15 protein-coding genes are annotated in these 14,222 nt (G+C 56.8%); 12 read left to right on the top strand and 3 right to left on the bottom strand.

What is annotated here, in order from left to right; translation table 11 throughout:
• Positions 1-130: 130 nt before the first annotated feature.
• The 10 genes from lepA to AAFX04_08095 all read left to right on the top strand — a co-directional run bounded on the left by lepA (position 131) and on the right by AAFX04_08095 (position 8,279).
• Positions 131-1,933: a translation elongation factor 4 gene (lepA, locus tag AAFX04_08140; protein MEO1045390.1), complete on the top strand. Its 1,803-nt coding sequence runs from the start codon at positions 131-133 to the stop codon at positions 1,931-1,933.
• A 363-nt stretch (positions 1,934-2,296) separates the two neighbouring features.
• Positions 2,297-2,563, top strand: coding sequence for a DUF3892 domain-containing protein (locus AAFX04_08135; protein ID MEO1045389.1), 267 nt, complete (start codon positions 2,297-2,299; stop codon positions 2,561-2,563).
• 59 nt (positions 2,564-2,622) lie between these two features.
• The gene (locus tag AAFX04_08130; protein ID MEO1045388.1) at positions 2,623-3,108 is read left to right on the top strand and encodes a hypothetical protein; all 486 of its coding nucleotides are present in this window, start codon (positions 2,623-2,625) and stop codon (positions 3,106-3,108) included.
• A 118-nt stretch (positions 3,109-3,226) separates the two neighbouring features.
• Positions 3,227-3,682: a winged helix-turn-helix domain-containing protein gene (locus AAFX04_08125; protein ID MEO1045387.1), complete on the top strand. Its 456-nt coding sequence runs from the start codon at positions 3,227-3,229 to the stop codon at positions 3,680-3,682.
• 363 nt (positions 3,683-4,045) lie between these two features.
• On the top strand, positions 4,046-4,759 hold the full coding sequence (locus AAFX04_08120; GenBank protein ID MEO1045386.1) for a glutathione binding-like protein: 714 nt from the start codon (positions 4,046-4,048) through the stop codon (positions 4,757-4,759).
• A 17-nt stretch (positions 4,760-4,776) separates the two neighbouring features.
• Positions 4,777-5,397, top strand: coding sequence for a 2-hydroxychromene-2-carboxylate isomerase (locus AAFX04_08115; protein MEO1045385.1), 621 nt, complete (start codon positions 4,777-4,779; stop codon positions 5,395-5,397).
• 17 nt (positions 5,398-5,414) lie between these two features.
• On the top strand, positions 5,415-6,197 hold the full coding sequence (locus AAFX04_08110) for a crotonase/enoyl-CoA hydratase family protein (GenBank protein MEO1045384.1): 783 nt from the start codon (positions 5,415-5,417) through the stop codon (positions 6,195-6,197).
• 4 nt (positions 6,198-6,201) lie between these two features.
• Complete coding sequence (locus tag AAFX04_08105) at positions 6,202-6,783, top strand: phosphoribosyltransferase family protein (GenBank protein MEO1045383.1); 582 nt, start codon at positions 6,202-6,204, stop codon at positions 6,781-6,783.
• Positions 6,783-7,808 carry an adenosine deaminase gene (locus AAFX04_08100; protein ID MEO1045382.1) on the top strand — a complete coding sequence of 342 codons (1,026 nt, stop codon included), beginning with the start codon at positions 6,783-6,785 and terminating at the stop codon, positions 7,806-7,808. Before AAFX04_08105 ends, AAFX04_08100 begins: the two co-directional genes overlap by 1 nt.
• A gap of 279 nt (positions 7,809-8,087) precedes the next feature.
• Positions 8,088-8,279, top strand: coding sequence for a hypothetical protein (locus AAFX04_08095; GenBank protein MEO1045381.1), 192 nt, complete (start codon positions 8,088-8,090; stop codon positions 8,277-8,279).
• A 111-nt stretch (positions 8,280-8,390) separates the two neighbouring features.
• Here AAFX04_08095 and AAFX04_08090 read toward each other — a convergent pair whose 3' ends face one another.
• From AAFX04_08090 to AAFX04_08080, 3 genes are all read right to left on the bottom strand, one after another.
• The gene (locus tag AAFX04_08090; protein MEO1045380.1) at positions 8,391-8,825 is read right to left on the bottom strand and encodes an acyl-CoA thioesterase; all 435 of its coding nucleotides are present in this window, start codon (positions 8,823-8,825) and stop codon (positions 8,391-8,393) included.
• Positions 8,826-9,016: 191 nt separating this feature from the next.
• Positions 9,017-10,171: an acyl-CoA dehydrogenase family protein gene (locus AAFX04_08085; GenBank protein MEO1045379.1), complete on the bottom strand. Its 1,155-nt coding sequence runs from the start codon at positions 10,169-10,171 to the stop codon at positions 9,017-9,019.
• Positions 10,172-10,425: 254 nt separating this feature from the next.
• The gene (locus AAFX04_08080; GenBank protein ID MEO1045378.1) at positions 10,426-12,825 is read right to left on the bottom strand and encodes a TonB-dependent receptor; all 2,400 of its coding nucleotides are present in this window, start codon (positions 12,823-12,825) and stop codon (positions 10,426-10,428) included.
• Between the two features lie 373 nt (positions 12,826-13,198).
• On the opposite strand from AAFX04_08080, the gene rpsL reads away from it, so the two are divergent.
• Both rpsL and rpsG read left to right on the top strand, forming a co-directional pair.
• Positions 13,199-13,570: a 30S ribosomal protein S12 gene (rpsL, locus tag AAFX04_08075; protein ID MEO1045377.1), complete on the top strand. Its 372-nt coding sequence runs from the start codon at positions 13,199-13,201 to the stop codon at positions 13,568-13,570.
• A gap of 121 nt (positions 13,571-13,691) precedes the next feature.
• Positions 13,692-14,162, top strand: coding sequence for a 30S ribosomal protein S7 (gene rpsG / locus AAFX04_08070; GenBank protein ID MEO1045376.1), 471 nt, complete (start codon positions 13,692-13,694; stop codon positions 14,160-14,162).
• The last annotated feature ends 60 nt before the right edge of the window (positions 14,163-14,222 follow it).

Here is a 14,222-nt window from a genome sequence, read left to right as displayed (position 1 = left end):
TTCGGCAGGTATTCTTTGCGGGGAAAACCATATCGTCGGCACGCGTGTTTCCTGCTGACAGGCAGGGTGCGGGCTGCTAACCGCTGCTGCACATGGCTATGGTGCCTTTACCGAGTTTTCCCGAAGCTGCATGACCGACCTCAACAAAATCCGCAATTTCTCCATCATCGCCCATATCGACCATGGCAAGTCGACGCTCGCCGACCGGCTGATCCAATATACCGGCGGCCTGACCGAGCGCGAGATGAGCGAGCAGGTTCTCGACAATATGGATATCGAGAAGGAGCGCGGCATCACCATCAAGGCGCAGACGGTGCGGCTGAATTACACCGCGCGCGATGGCGAGACCTATGCATTGTCGTTGATGGACACACCGGGCCATGTCGACTTTGCCTATGAGGTGTCGCGCTCGCTGGCGGCCTGTGAAGGCGCGCTGCTGGTAGTCGATGCCGCGCAGGGCGTTGAGGCGCAGACACTGGCCAATGTCTATCAGTCGATCGAGCATGATCATGAGATCCTTCCCGTCATCAACAAGATCGACCTGCCCGCCGCCGACCCCGACCGGGTCAAGGCCGAGATCGAGGATATCATCGGCCTGCCGGCGGACGAGGCGGTGCATGCCAGCGCCAAATCGGGTATCGGCATTCAGGATATTCTTGAGCAGATCGTCACCAAAATCCCACCGCCTGGGGGCGACCGTGATGCCCCGCTGAAAGCGATGCTGGTCGATAGCTGGTATGATCCCTATCTCGGCGTTGTCATCCTCGTCCGGGTGATGGACGGCGTGCTCAAAAAGGGTGAGCGCATCAAATTCATGCAGGCGGGCAGCGAGCATCTGGTCGACCGTGTCGGCTGTATGCGGCCCAAGATCGAGCATCTGGATGCGCTGGGACCGGGTGAAATCGGCTTTATCACCGCGCAGATCAAGGAAGTCAGCCAGACCGCGGTGGGTGACACCATCACCACGGTGAAAAACGGTGCCGAAGCGCCGCTGCCGGGGTTCAAGGAAGTCCAGTCCGTCGTATTTTGCGGCCTGTTCCCGGTCGATGCCGCTGATTTCGAGAAGCTGCGCGAGAGCATCTCCAAGCTGCGGCTGAATGATGCCAGCTTCACCTTTGAGATGGAAACCAGCGCGGCTTTGGGGCAGGGCTTCCGTTGCGGCTTTCTCGGGCTGCTGCATCTGGAGATTATCCAGGAGCGGCTAACCCGCGAATATGATCTCGACCTGATCACCACCGCGCCCTCGGTGGTTTATAAAATCACCATGACCGATGGCGAGGAGCTCTATCTGCACAACCCCGCCGACATGCCCGATGTGGTCAAGATCGCCGAGGTCGAGGAGCCGTGGATCGAGGCGGTGATCTATTGCCCCGATGAATATCTCGGCAGCATTTTGAAACTGTGTCAGGACCGGCGCGGGGTGCAGAAGAACCTGACCTATGTCGGCGACCGCGCCCAGGTGACCTATGAGCTGCCGCTCAACGAGGTGGTGTTCGACTTTTACGACCGGCTCAAATCGATCAGCCGCGGCTATGCCAGCTTCGACTATGAGCAGATCGGCCTGCGCCCTGGCAATCTGGTCAAGATGAACATCTTGGTCAACTCGGAGCCGGTCGATGCGCTGAGCATGATCGTCCATCGCGACGCCGCCGAGGCGCGCGGCCGGCATATGTGCGAGCGGCTCAAAGACCTGATCCCGCGCCACCTGTTCAAAATCCCGGTCCAGGCCGCGATTGGCGGCAAGGTCATCGCCCGCGAAACCATCAGCGCGATGCGCAAGGACGTCACCGCCAAATGCTATGGCGGCGATATCAGCCGCAAGAAAAAGCTGCTGGAAAAGCAGAAAAAGGGCAAGGCCAAGATGCGCGAGTACGGCAACGTGGCCATCCCGCAGGAGGCGTTTATTGCGGCGTTGAAGATGGGGGAGGAGTGAGGTGGCGCACTGCTTAACTCTCAGGCAAAGAGTGCTGAAAGCTAATAATCTAGCTGAAAGCAGCATGTGAGCTTTGAATAGAGCTTTACAAAGGTTTTTATCAAGCTGACGCTATGCACCTACTAGGCCAGCTTAGGTCCATATTAGTTGTGGATTATCGGGGCATTGGCACTTGCATGACAAGAGTGCCAATGCGATTTATTAATCCGACAAAGTTGGGGGCCGAGCAGCAACTCGACCCCCGGTTTACCACCGACTACTGGTTGGTCGCGGTGGAACTGTCCCATGTTGGGGACGTCGTGCCTATGGCAACGACGCCTACAGTCAGTCAAGCGGCCAATGTTTATACACAAGGTTATACACATGGCTGACTACAGGATTACGCACAGTCGTAAAGATGGAAATGACTCTGACCGCCGATTGGATGGTTTTCTGATCGGTGGTGAATATTTCACGATTGATCAGGTGATTTCCTGGATTATCAACGATCACCATCGTTTTTGGGTTTCTGTTAATGGGCGCTCAGTTTGGGTTGAAGTCCGGCAGCATTCACAATCTCGTCGGTATTTCCTAACGACCGAAGACGACGGATTCCCTCCTAACAACCTTTTGAGCTTGCCTGACTGCTAACTGGAAAATCTCTACATGCGCTTTTGAAGAAGCAAAACCAAACAGGCTCGGAAATCAATATGAATGAGAATAAAAATCTAAGTGATTTACGCAATAGTATTGATGAATTGATTAAAAAAGAAGTACGGTTAAGGCAAGATGCTAGCTTTTCAACTGATGAAATACTGGAAAAAATAAAATCACAGCTTCATACAGAAATAGGTAATTCTAAGAAGGGACTGATCGATATAGCCTTGAAAAGGCTTATAGATGAAGTCAGTAGACGCAAAGCGGGTAAGCGCAAATCCACAGATCAGTTGAGTCTATTTGCTGAATATAAAAATATCCCACAGACCGTAGCGATTGGAGGAAGGACTAGAAAACGCACTGCTAAACTCTCGATTTCTGAAGCATCAGCCTATTTAGAATCCATATCCCCCAAGGCGGTAAGCGATCAATATGAGGCTTTCAAAAAGTTAGTAGAAGATTGCCTTATGGTTAGTGTTTCAGGTGAAGAAACACTTGAAGTATTGATACAAAGAAAGCGAAACGAAGGCAGTAAGTGAACCTGTGCTAGACACCCTTTCGGAGTGCTAACAAACCTCCTCCATTCCGGACCAAGTTTCCGAAATTCTCCCTTATTCTGCGCTAGTTATGCGGCTGCTGACCATTTTGGAGGAAAGCATGGAGCCGCTTGCGGGGGCTGGCGGGGCGGGGTGTGCTGCTGCCGGTTCCGGGGATGATTATCGCGATGCGCCGCATTGCGTGCGGCAGATGTTGTCCCTGTCGCGCGCGGTGGGTGAGGCATCCGATGACGCATATGAGGCGGTGCCCTCCTGCCTCTGGGATTATGGCCAGTTGCGCTTCGATCTGTCGGCGCGGCGGGTGGCGCGGGCGGGGCGCGATATTCCGGTTACCGCGCGCGAATTTGCGATATTGCTGCATCTTGCCTGGGCCGGGGGGCGGCCGGTGGCAAAGACCAGCCTGTATCGCGCCATTTTCGGCCTTGGATTTGTGCCCGAGACCAATGCGCTGGCGGTGCATATCTACCGGTTGCGGCGCAAGCTCGATCATGGCTTTGCGGTGCCGCTGCTGCGGACCGTGGAGGGCCGCGGCTATGCGCTGATCCCCGAGGGATAGGCATATGTCGAAGCGGGCACGGGCCATTGTTTCACAAAAAGAGGCGAAGACGCGAAGAGCTTCCACCAGCAAGAACCTTCTTTGCGCCTTTGCGTCTTTGCGTGAGCCTTTTTAGAATATATTGAATCGTCATTGCGAGGAGGCCGAACTTGTTTCGGGCGACGCGGCAATCCAGAGCAGCACGAGACGCCCTGGATTGCTTCGCTACGCTCGCAATGACGTGCTTCAACGTAAAATGACAACGCTCTAGGAAACCTCGACCCGTCTCGGCTATGCTGATGAAAGCTGACGTCGAGATTTGACAGTCTCCCACTCCTCGCAATGACGGTTATGGGAAAGCGATTATGCTGCTAGGGTCGGGCCATGACCGATACCGATCATGCCCCGCTCGACCTTTACTTCGCGCCGACGCCCAATGGCTGGAAAATCTCGGTGATGCTCGAGGAGTGCGGGCTGGGCTATAATGTGAAGTGGGTCAATATCGGCGCCGGTGAGCAATTTGCCCCGGACTTCCTGAAGATCAGCCCGAACAACCGTATCCCGGCGCTGGTCGATCATGCGCCTGATGATGCTAAGGGACCGCTTTCAATCTTCGAGACCGGGGCGATCCTGCTCTATCTGGCCGAGAAGACCGGACAGTTCCTGCCCGGTGATCCGGCAGGTCGTTATGGCGTGATCCAGTGGCTGATGTGGCAGATGGGCGGGTTGGGACCGATGCTCGGCCAGCATGGCCATTTCGCGCTCTATGCACCGGAGAAAATCTCCTATGCCATTGACCGCTACCGTCGCGAGACCGAACGGCTTTATGGCGTGTTGGATCGGCAATTGACGGAGCATGAGCATGTTGCGGGTGCGGATTATTCGATTGCGGATATGGCGTGCTTCCCCTGGGTGCAGACCTATAAGCGGCAGGGGATTGATCTCGCTGAGGATTTCCCGAATGTGCGGCGCTGGTATGATGCGTTGAAACAGCGCCCGGCGCTGCGCCGCGGCATGGCGCTGGGGCGGGAGGCGCTGAACCGTAATCCGCAGCAGGATGCCGAGGCGCGCAAGCATCTATTTGGCCTCAAGGACTAAGCGCAGGAGCACAATGCATGACCGTGAAAGTCGAGTTTTTCTTTGATCTCTCCAGTCCATGGACCCGTCTGGCGTTCCATAATGTCCAGCCGATCATCGAAGTCACCGGGGCAGAGATCATCTGGCGGCCAATCCTTGTTGGCGGGGTGTTCAACGCGGTTAATCAGGCGGTCTATGCCAGTCGCGAGGACATGACCGGGCCCAAGGCGCGGCATTATGCCAAATCGCTGAAGGACTGGGCTGCGGCGGCGGGAGTGTCGATGCATTTTCCCTCGCCCTGGCATCCGGTGCGCTCGGTGCATGCGATGCGCGCTTGCACTGCATTGGCCGATGACCAGCCAGCGCTGCAACGCTTTGCCAAAGCCTGTTTCGATGCTTATTTCGGACCGGACCAGCGCAATCTGGATGATCCCAATGTGTTGAGCGCCATTGCCAGCGGGTTGGGCATGGATGGCCCGACGCTGATTAGCGAGACCCGGGACCAGGCGGTCAAGGACCGGCTGTGCGCTACTACGGAGGAGGTGATTGCGCGCGGCGGCTATGGCTCGCCGACCATCTTTGTCGACACCGACGACATGTATTTCGGCAATGACCAGTTGCCGCTGGTCGAACGGGCGATTAGGCTGAAAAGCGAATAGCAAAAAGGGATTCCCGCATGTCCGAACGCGTCACCATTTCCGTTACCGATCATATTGCCGATGTCCGCTTCAACCGGCCGGAAAAGCTCAATGCGCTCGACAAGGCGCAGCTTGAGGCGATTGCCGAAGTCGGCGATACACTGACGGCGATGGATGGCATCCGCGCGGTGGTGCTGTCGGGTGAGGGCAAGGGCTTTTGCGCGGGGCTGGATATGGCCAGCTTTACCGAACCGGCAACGACATCGAGCTTGACCGACCGTACCCATGGCAATGCCAATCTCTATCAGCATGTTGTGCTGCAATTCCGCCAGATCGCTGCGCCGGTGATCGCGGCAGTGCATGGTGCGTGTATCGGCGGCGGGCTGCAATTTGCCAGTGCGGCGGATATCCGCATCGTCGCGCCGGATGCGAAAATGTCAATCATGGAGATGCGCTGGGGCCTGATCCCCGATATGGGCAGCTTCACCACCTGGCGCAGCTTTGTCCGCGATGATGTGCTGCGCGAACTGACCTATACCAACCGGATTTTCTCCGGCGAAGAGGGCAAAGAGCTGGGCTTTGTCACCCATTTGTCCGAGAATCCGCGCGAGGATGCGATGGCGCTGGCCAGGGAAATCGCCAGCCGTAACCCGGATGCCGTGCAGGCCAGCAAACGCCTGATCAACCGCCTGCCCGATATGACCGCGGATGAAATCCTGATGATGGAGTCAGAGGAGCAGGACAAGATCGGGCGGACGCCAAACCAGATCGAAGCGGTTATGGCGTTTATGCAGAAACGCGCAGCAAATTTTGTCGACTGATATCATGGCTACCAATCCTTCCGCCGCAACCGACGACAAAATCTACATCTCTGCCGATCAGCTACTCAGCGATTCCTATCGGCTGGGGATGCAGATATTGGAGAGCGGTTTTGCGCCGACGCATCTGGTCGGCATCTGGCGCGGCGGCGCGCCGGTGGGGATTGCGGTGCAGGAACTGCTGGAGTTTCATGGGCAGGAGAGCGACCATATCGCCATCCGCACCTCCTCCTATATGGGCATTGACAAGCGCCGCGCGGGAGTACGCGTTTTCGCGCTGGGCTATCTGATCGACACGCTAGGCCCCGATGACCGGCTGCTGCTGATCGATGATGTGTTCGATACCGGGCGCAGCATCGAGGCGCTGATTACCGAACTGGCCAAGCGCTGCCGCTATAATATGCCCAGGGAAACGCGAGTGGCGACGGTCTATTACAAGCCGTCGCGCAATGAGACCGGGTTGGTGCCCGATTTCTATGTGCATGAGACCGAGGAATGGCTGATCTTCCCGCATGAGCTTATCGGTCTCACATCTGCCGAAATCGCGGCACACAAGGCCGATGCCGATATCATCCTGAAGGACACATAATGACCGGATTTGCTTCCGCTGAAGAACGCGACGCTTTCATCGCTGGCCTGCCCAAGGCCGAATTGCACCTGCATATTGAGGGTTCGCTGGAGCCCGAAATGATGTTCGCGCTGGCGCAGCGCAACACCGTCGATATTCCCTTTGCCTCGGTTGAAGAGGTGCGCGCTGCCTATGATTTCTCCAATTTGCAGGATTTTCTCGATATCTATTATCAGGGCATGGGCGTACTGATCGAGGAACAGGATTTTTACGACCTCACCATGGCGTATCTGCAGCGCGCACAGGCGGACAATGTACGCCATGTCGAGATTTTCTTTGACCCCCAGGGCCATACCGAGCGAGGCGTATCGTTTGAGACGGTGATCAACGGCATTACCCGCGCGCTGGCTGATGGCGAGCGTGATCTCGGCATTAGCTACCGTCTGATCATGTGCTTCTTGCGGCATCTGTCCGAAGAAGACGCCTTTGCAACCTTGGAAGAGGCGAAACCGCATCTCGATAAAATCCATGGCGTCGGGTTGGACTCATCCGAGGTCGGCCACCCGCCCAGCAAATTTGAGCGTGTCTTTGCCAAATGTCGCGAATTGGGCCTGAAGGTCGTCGCTCATGCCGGCGAAGAGGGGCCGCCTGAATATGTGCATGAGGCGCTGGACCTGCTGAAAGTCGACCGCATCGACCATGGCAATCGTGCGCTGGAGGATGACGCGCTGGTGAAGCAGTTGGCGGATGAAGGCATGTGCCTGACCGTCTGTCCTCTTTCCAATCTCAAGCTATGTGTCATCGACGACATCCATGAACATCCGATCCGGATCATGCTCGACCATGGTCTCAAGGCGACGGTCAATGCCGATGATCCGAGCTATTTTGGCGGCTATGTCAACGATAATTTCCGCGTGGTGACTAAGGCGCTGGACCTTGATCGTGATCACCTGCTGACGCTCGCGCGCAACAGCTTTACCGGATCATTTCTGGAAGATGCCGATAAGCAGCACCATCTGGCGGCGATCGCGGCCTTCGCCGGATAAGCCTATCCGGGCTGAATTGCCAAGCGCGCAAGGCTGCTGTGGTGCGAGTCATGCTGTCAATACGGTTCGCTGAAATATTCTATATAGCGAAACAATTATACGGCTAATAGAGTTAGTATAGTTCGATCCATATTGAATAAATATTACTTCATTTAGGCGTGAAAAGCTTTCTTGCCGCCGTATTCCATAGTCCGACCAGATTGAGGAAAATAATAAACGGTGCATGATGCAGTTGCGCTGTCCGATTCGCAGCGTAAAAGCAAGAAAAGGAGTTCCCCGATGAAGAATATTGCATTGAAAATGGCTGCATTCGCTATGGCGGTTGCCCTCCCCGGAGCCTATGCACAGGCACAGTTCCCCAGTGACGGCGCTTTCCTGCAATGCATGCAGGACTGTCAGGATTTCATGCCCGATGTGCAGACTGTGAGGCTGTGCGAAAACTGGTGCTATATTGAATTCGACCCTGGCTGATTGACGACTGACTGACAGCCATGCCGGGCTGATCTTCGTTCATCTATACGGTATAAGGCCGACAAAGGTGGGCGTGGAGAAGCCCGGTTTCGGCGCTTTACTCTTTCCGATCTAACTCCCCTCCACCATCAGCCTTTCATATTCGCGGCGCAGTTCCTCGGGAATGGGCACCGGGCCGTTTTTGTCCGTCAGCACAATGGTGGTGATGCAGGTTGCGACACAGCCATGGGCCTGAAACGCACCCGAGGCAATATCCCAACTTGAAGAGCCAATGCGGCTGATCCCGCTGGTGATTGTGATATGCTCGGGAAAAAACGCCTCGGCGACATAGTTTATCGCAACTGCCGCGATCAGCCAACGCTGCCCGGATTTGCGCCGTTCCGATTTCAGCGAATGGTTGAACAGCCCGCGGCCATGCTCGAACAGCCCAGCCATTTTCACATTGTTGATATGCCCGAGCACGTCGAGATCGGCAAAGCGAGTCTCGGTGGAGTGTGAAAAGGGATAGTTGGCGCTGTCTAGCTGCCAGCTTTCGGCTTTGGGCATTTCATTCTCCTCCTTCTCCCTTGAGTGGAGAAGGATATGGAGCCTTTCGCCTTCAGGCGTTAGGCGGAATTGGATGAGGGTGAGGAAGGGCATACGGGATGCACACCCTCTCTCAACTGCGACTAACCGCCTTCGCTAAAGCTACGGCGCTAAGTCTTCGTATCTCTCTCCCTTCAAGGGAGAGAGCAATCTTAAAGCGACCGTCCAATCAGCTCTTTCATAATCTCATTGGTGCCGCCGAAGATGCGAGTGACGCGGGCACCGCGCCAGGCGCGGGCTATGGGATATTCGTTCATATAACCGGCGCCGCCATGCAGTTGCAGGCATTTGTCCATCATTTCCCATTGCAACTCGGTGTGCCACAGCTTGGCCGCAGCACCTTCTTCCGGGGTCAGCTCTTTCTTGTTGTGCCGCGCCAATGCCCAGTCGAGATGCGCCCAGCCGACCTGCAGCTTGGTCTTGAGGTCCGCCAGCACGAAACGGGTGTTCTGGAAATTGAACACCGGCTTGCCAAAGGCCTTGCGATCTTTGACGAAGGCGACAGTATCATCATAGGCTTTTTGCGCCGATGCCTGCGCCGAAACCGCGATCGACAGACGCTCCTGCGGCAGTTCGCTCATCAGATAGATAAAGCCTTTGCCCTCTTCGCCGAGACAGTTGGTCATCGGCACACGAACATCATTGAAGAACAGCTCCGAGGTATCGGCGGCATCCTGACCGATCTTGTCGAGATTGCGGCCACGCTCAAAGCCCTCGCGGTCACTTTCGACCAGAATGATCGATACGCCCTGCCATGCCGGATCGGCATCGGGGTCGGTCTTGGCGCAGACCAGCACCAGATCGGCATTCTGGCCATTGGTAATATAGGTCTTGCTGCCGTTGACGACATAATGATTGCCGTCCTTCTTGGCGGTGGTGCGGATGCCCTGCAGGTCGGAGCCGGTGCCCGGCTCGGTCATGGCGATGGCGGTGATGGTCTCGCCCGAGACCAGACGCGGCAGCCATTTCTGCTTCTGCTCCTCGCTGCCATATTGCACGATATAATTGACCACAATGTCCGACTGGAGCGAGAAACCCAGCGGTGAGCCGCCATGATAGGCGGCTTCCTCATTGACGATGGCATTATAGCCAAAGTCGAGACCGAGGCCGCCATATTCTTCGGGCACGGTGGGGCACAGCATGCCAAGCTCGCCCGCCTTGGGCCAGATTGCCTTCGGTACCAGCTTGTCCTCGTCCCATTTCACCGCATTGGGCGCGACCTCTTCCTGCATGAAGCGCCGCACGGTCGAGCGGAAGGCTTCATGGTCTTCATTATAGGCGGTGCGGGGAAGGGCATCGAGAGACATATCGGGCATCCTTTAAATGGTTATCCGTTGGCAGGCATGGATGATGCCGCCTTCATCTGCCTTCTATGTCCACCTTTCCGTTTCCGTCAACCGGGAATTTAATTGAGCGATTAAAACCGCGTAAGCAGATAATCCCTATTCCCTCTCCTTGCTCCTGCCACAAGCTGGAGGGCAGAAAGATCGCGCGCCACAATCTCCTCCGGCCTGCGGCAAGGCTGGGGGAGGGGTTGGAAAAAATCAGTTGGAGGCTAGCTTCAATAACGCGCCGTCACTTGCACTCCGTAAAAAGCCGGTTCGCCGGGAATAAAGGTCGGGATGCCGAATGCACCCCCGGTATTGCCGCCATCGATGAGATATTGCTCGTCGAACAGGTTGCGCGCAAAGCCGGCGATTTCATAGCGGCCTTCCTCAAAGCTGATGCCGCCGCGGATATTGACCAGCGCATAGCCGTCTTCGGCGATGTTCGGATTATTGGGCAGCTCGAAGAACAGGTCGCTCTGATAGGTCACGCTGGGGGTCAGAAAGAAGCGGGTGCTGTCATTGATCGGATAGTCGATGGTAAAGCCGCCTGAAAGCTGCCATTCGGACTGGAGCCGGAAGCGATCGCCGACAAAAATGCCGTTCTCCGGCTCATTGTCGATCGAGGAATCGATATAGGCGCCATTGCCGAAGATGGTCAGCCAGTCGGCGGGACTGATGCTCAGCTCTGCCTCAACTCCGGTGCTGCTGGCATTTCCGGCATTGACGGTGATGAAATCTCCGGCGTCATTCTGGATGGTGACCTGGAAATTCTCATATTCCTGATAGAAAACACCGACACTTGCCTGCACCAGCGAGTCCGCATATTTGAGGCCCGCTTCATAGTTCCAGACAAATTCGGCCGGGATATTGTCGATCGCGGCGATTGGGCCATTGGGGCCGGTGGCCGATGTGACATCGATAACCGGCGAACGACGGCCGCGCGAGACAGTGGCGTAGCCGTTGAACCGGTCGTTGAAGCGGACCAGTGCGTTGAAGCGCGGCAAGACCGAGAAGAACTCGTCGGTTGCACCGAATTCCTGACCGGCTGTGTCGACCGTAGGCAATAATGGCGCGCCGGTGATGACCGAATTGGGCTGATCGGCCGAGAAGAAGCTCTGGCGGTCCTCGAACAGAAAGCGCACGCCCGCGGTCAGCTCAAGCGCCGGTGTCGGAATCACCGTGCCGTCGAAAAAGACCGAAAAGGCATCGTTGATGCCGCGATTTCCGAACAGCGAGGCATAGGGAATGAAGGTCGCCGCCCCCTGGGTCAGAAGTGCGGTAGCCTGCTCGGCGGTTACGGTGCCATCGGGAGCGACACAGGGCAGGCCGGGGATCAGTCCGGCGGCGCATTGCAGATAGGTGCCTTCTTCGGTCGAGAAAGGTACGGCCTGGCTGCCATTTTCATAGAAATAGTTGATGCCTACGAAGCCGCGGAAGCGGTCACCGGTGTAGCTCAGCCGGCTTTCATGGTTGATCTGATAGCCCTCGGCGTCTTCGGCAAACTCCAGATAGAACGCCGGTGAACCGTCGGCGTCGAACACCTCGAGCGAGTCAAAGTCACGATAAGCGGTGATCTGGGTATAGGTGAGGCTGTCGCTGATCTCGTAATTCACCGTCAGGCTGACATCATAGACATCACGTTCCAGGCCGAGTTCGCTCAACCCCAATATTTCGCGCGAAAAGGGCGAACCGGACAGCTCGACCGGATCAAAGGGCGAGGTGCTGCCGCCGGTGGCGGGCAGGGTACCTGAAACGAACGGTGTGCCCGAATTGCGCTGGCGGTCATAGGTGCCGACCAGATCGACGGTGAGTGGAATGGCGATGGGCGTCCAGCGCAGCGAGGCGCGCACGCCAAGCTGGTTCTGGGCATAAAGGTCGGGCTGATCGATCCCGGCGGTGTTCTGGTTGGGTATATTGGGGTCGCCGGCGATATTGCGCACCCAGCCATCGCGGCGGCGAAAGGCGCTGGCGACGCGCAGGGCGATTTCATCATTGCCGATATTGATATGTCCCTGCGCCTGGAACCAGTCGAAATTTCCGTAGCCGAGTTGCAGTTCGGCCGATGTTCCCGGTTCCGGCTTGGCCGAAACGAAGCTTACCGCGCCGATGGTGGAGGCAGTGCCGAACAGTGTTGCCTGTGGCCCCTTGATAACCTCGACTCGCTCAAGATCGTAGAGATCCTGATAGACACCGCGCGAGCGGCTGATATCAACGCCGTTATAATAGACGGTGACGCGCGGACCCTGTTGCGCGCTGCCGCTGTCCGATGTGATGCCGCGGATGACAAAGCCAGGGTTGTTGGCACTCTGTTCCTGGATAAACAGGCCAGGCACATAAAGCGAAATCTCATCCAGTTCATTGGCGTTGAGCCGCCGCAAGTCATCACCTGAAAGCGCGGTGATTGTCAGTGGCACATCAGTAATGCGCTCCTCGCGCTTCTGCGCCGAGACGACGATGACATCGGTAACGAAATCCGGCTCGCCATATTCTCCGTTATCCGCTTGCTGGTCGCTGCTCTGCTGTTCACTGGCGGGCTGGGCATCGGCCTGCAGCGCATCCGGGGCATTTACCGCATTGACCGAAGCGGTAGAGGCAAGCGCAACAGTCAGTGCGCCATGGGACAGCAATGCCATAATGGGATTTCCTTATGAAACGTTGGGACATGGGCGCTGTAACGCCGTGTCACGCGCTCTGGCGCCGATATATGACCCGGCTATGCGATTGCTGCGGCGGTTCGGTAAAAGATTTCTGACAAAAATGCTGCGCCGCAGCATGGGCTGCCCCTGATCTGGACAACCGCAATATTCTTGACCTCATCCCGAATCCCGTCTAAGGGCCGCGCTTCTCCGAAAGGTGCCTTTTTTACGCACCGGGAGAAAACCCGAAATGGGCACACAATGATATGTGGTGCGGGCAGGGCAAAGGCGGAGCCTCCTGCCGGAGCTGGTAACGGCTCGGCGTATCACATGGTCAGAGTAACCGTTTGAACTACAAGGTGAAGCATTTATGCCAACGATCAATCAGCTGGTCCGCAAGGGCCGGACGCCGCAAAAGGCGAAATCAAAAGTGCCGGCCATGGACCAGAACCCGCAAAAGCGCGGTGTCTGTACCCGTGTCTACACCACCACTCCGAAAAAGCCGAACTCGGCTCTGCGTAAGGTTGCGAAGGTTCGCCTGACCAACAGCCGCGAAGTCATCAGCTATATTCCGGGCGAAGGCCATAATCTGCAGGAGCACAGCGTTGTGCTGATCCGCGGCGGCCGTGTTCGTGACCTTCCGGGCGTGCGCTATCATGTGCTGCGCGGGGTTCTCGACACCCAGGGCGTCAAGGACCGCAAGCAGTCGCGTTCCAAATATGGCGCCAAGCGGCCCAAATAATAGTTAGCGGCTCCGGCCCGCTCCTCCTCCCAGCCACCCGATATGGTGTCGGACAGGCTATCGGGTGGCTGGGAGGAGGAGCGGGCCGAAACCGAGTTTTCACTCCGAAGGAGTTATAAAAATGTCACGTCGTCGTCGCCCCGAGAAGCGGGTAATCCTGCCTGATCCGAAGTTCGGTGATCAGGTCCTTTCGAAATTCATGAACAACCTGATGCTGGATGGCAAGAAGTCGGTCGCAGAGCGCATTGTCTATGGCGCGCTGGATTCGGTGGAAGCCAAGGCCAAGACCGATCCGCTGCAGCTGTTCCATGATGCCCTGAACAATGTAAAGCCGGGCATCGAGGTGCGCTCACGCCGTGTTGGTGGTGCCACTTACCAGGTGCCGGTTGAGGTTCGTCCCGAGCGTGCCCAGGCGCTGGCCATTCGCTGGCTGATCGCAGCCGCACGCGGCCGGAGTGAAACCACCATGGCGGCCCGGCTTTCGGGCGAGCTTCTCGATGCGTCCAACAACCGCGGTAACGCGGTGAAGAAACGCGAAGATACGCACCGTATGGCCGAAGCCAACCGTGCCTTCTCGCACTATCGCTGGTAACACCCCGGACAGGCGATTTTATACCGGATAAAGGGGCTGGCCAAAACCGGCCCCTTTGCC

It is taken from the genome of Pseudomonadota bacterium, from assembly GCA_039818985.1.
Lineage (GTDB): Bacteria > Pseudomonadota > Alphaproteobacteria > Sphingomonadales > Sphingomonadaceae > Alterisphingorhabdus.
Note: the sequence above shows the minus strand (reverse complement) of the source record. Positions and strands in the feature narration are given on the sequence as shown.

Coding starts and splice junctions, on each gene's coding strand:
- lepA (MEO1045390.1), top strand. CDS start 131: ATGACCGACCTCAACAAAATCCGCAATTTCTCCATCATCGCCCATATC.
- AAFX04_08135 (MEO1045389.1), top strand. CDS start 2,297: ATGGCTGACTACAGGATTACGCACAGTCGTAAAGATGGAAATGACTCT.
- AAFX04_08130 (MEO1045388.1), top strand. CDS start 2,623: ATGAATGAGAATAAAAATCTAAGTGATTTACGCAATAGTATTGATGAA.
- AAFX04_08125 (MEO1045387.1), top strand. CDS start 3,227: ATGGAGCCGCTTGCGGGGGCTGGCGGGGCGGGGTGTGCTGCTGCCGGT.
- AAFX04_08120 (MEO1045386.1), top strand. CDS start 4,046: ATGACCGATACCGATCATGCCCCGCTCGACCTTTACTTCGCGCCGACG.
- AAFX04_08115 (MEO1045385.1), top strand. CDS start 4,777: ATGACCGTGAAAGTCGAGTTTTTCTTTGATCTCTCCAGTCCATGGACC.
- AAFX04_08110 (MEO1045384.1), top strand. CDS start 5,415: ATGTCCGAACGCGTCACCATTTCCGTTACCGATCATATTGCCGATGTC.
- AAFX04_08105 (MEO1045383.1), top strand. CDS start 6,202: ATGGCTACCAATCCTTCCGCCGCAACCGACGACAAAATCTACATCTCT.
- AAFX04_08100 (MEO1045382.1), top strand. CDS start 6,783: ATGACCGGATTTGCTTCCGCTGAAGAACGCGACGCTTTCATCGCTGGC.
- AAFX04_08095 (MEO1045381.1), top strand. CDS start 8,088: ATGAAGAATATTGCATTGAAAATGGCTGCATTCGCTATGGCGGTTGCC.
- AAFX04_08090 (MEO1045380.1), bottom strand. CDS start 8,825: ATGCCCAAAGCCGAAAGCTGGCAGCTAGACAGCGCCAACTATCCCTTT.
- AAFX04_08085 (MEO1045379.1), bottom strand. CDS start 10,171: ATGTCTCTCGATGCCCTTCCCCGCACCGCCTATAATGAAGACCATGAA.
- AAFX04_08080 (MEO1045378.1), bottom strand. CDS start 12,825: ATGGCATTGCTGTCCCATGGCGCACTGACTGTTGCGCTTGCCTCTACC.
- rpsL (MEO1045377.1), top strand. CDS start 13,199: ATGCCAACGATCAATCAGCTGGTCCGCAAGGGCCGGACGCCGCAAAAG.
- rpsG (MEO1045376.1), top strand. CDS start 13,692: ATGTCACGTCGTCGTCGCCCCGAGAAGCGGGTAATCCTGCCTGATCCG.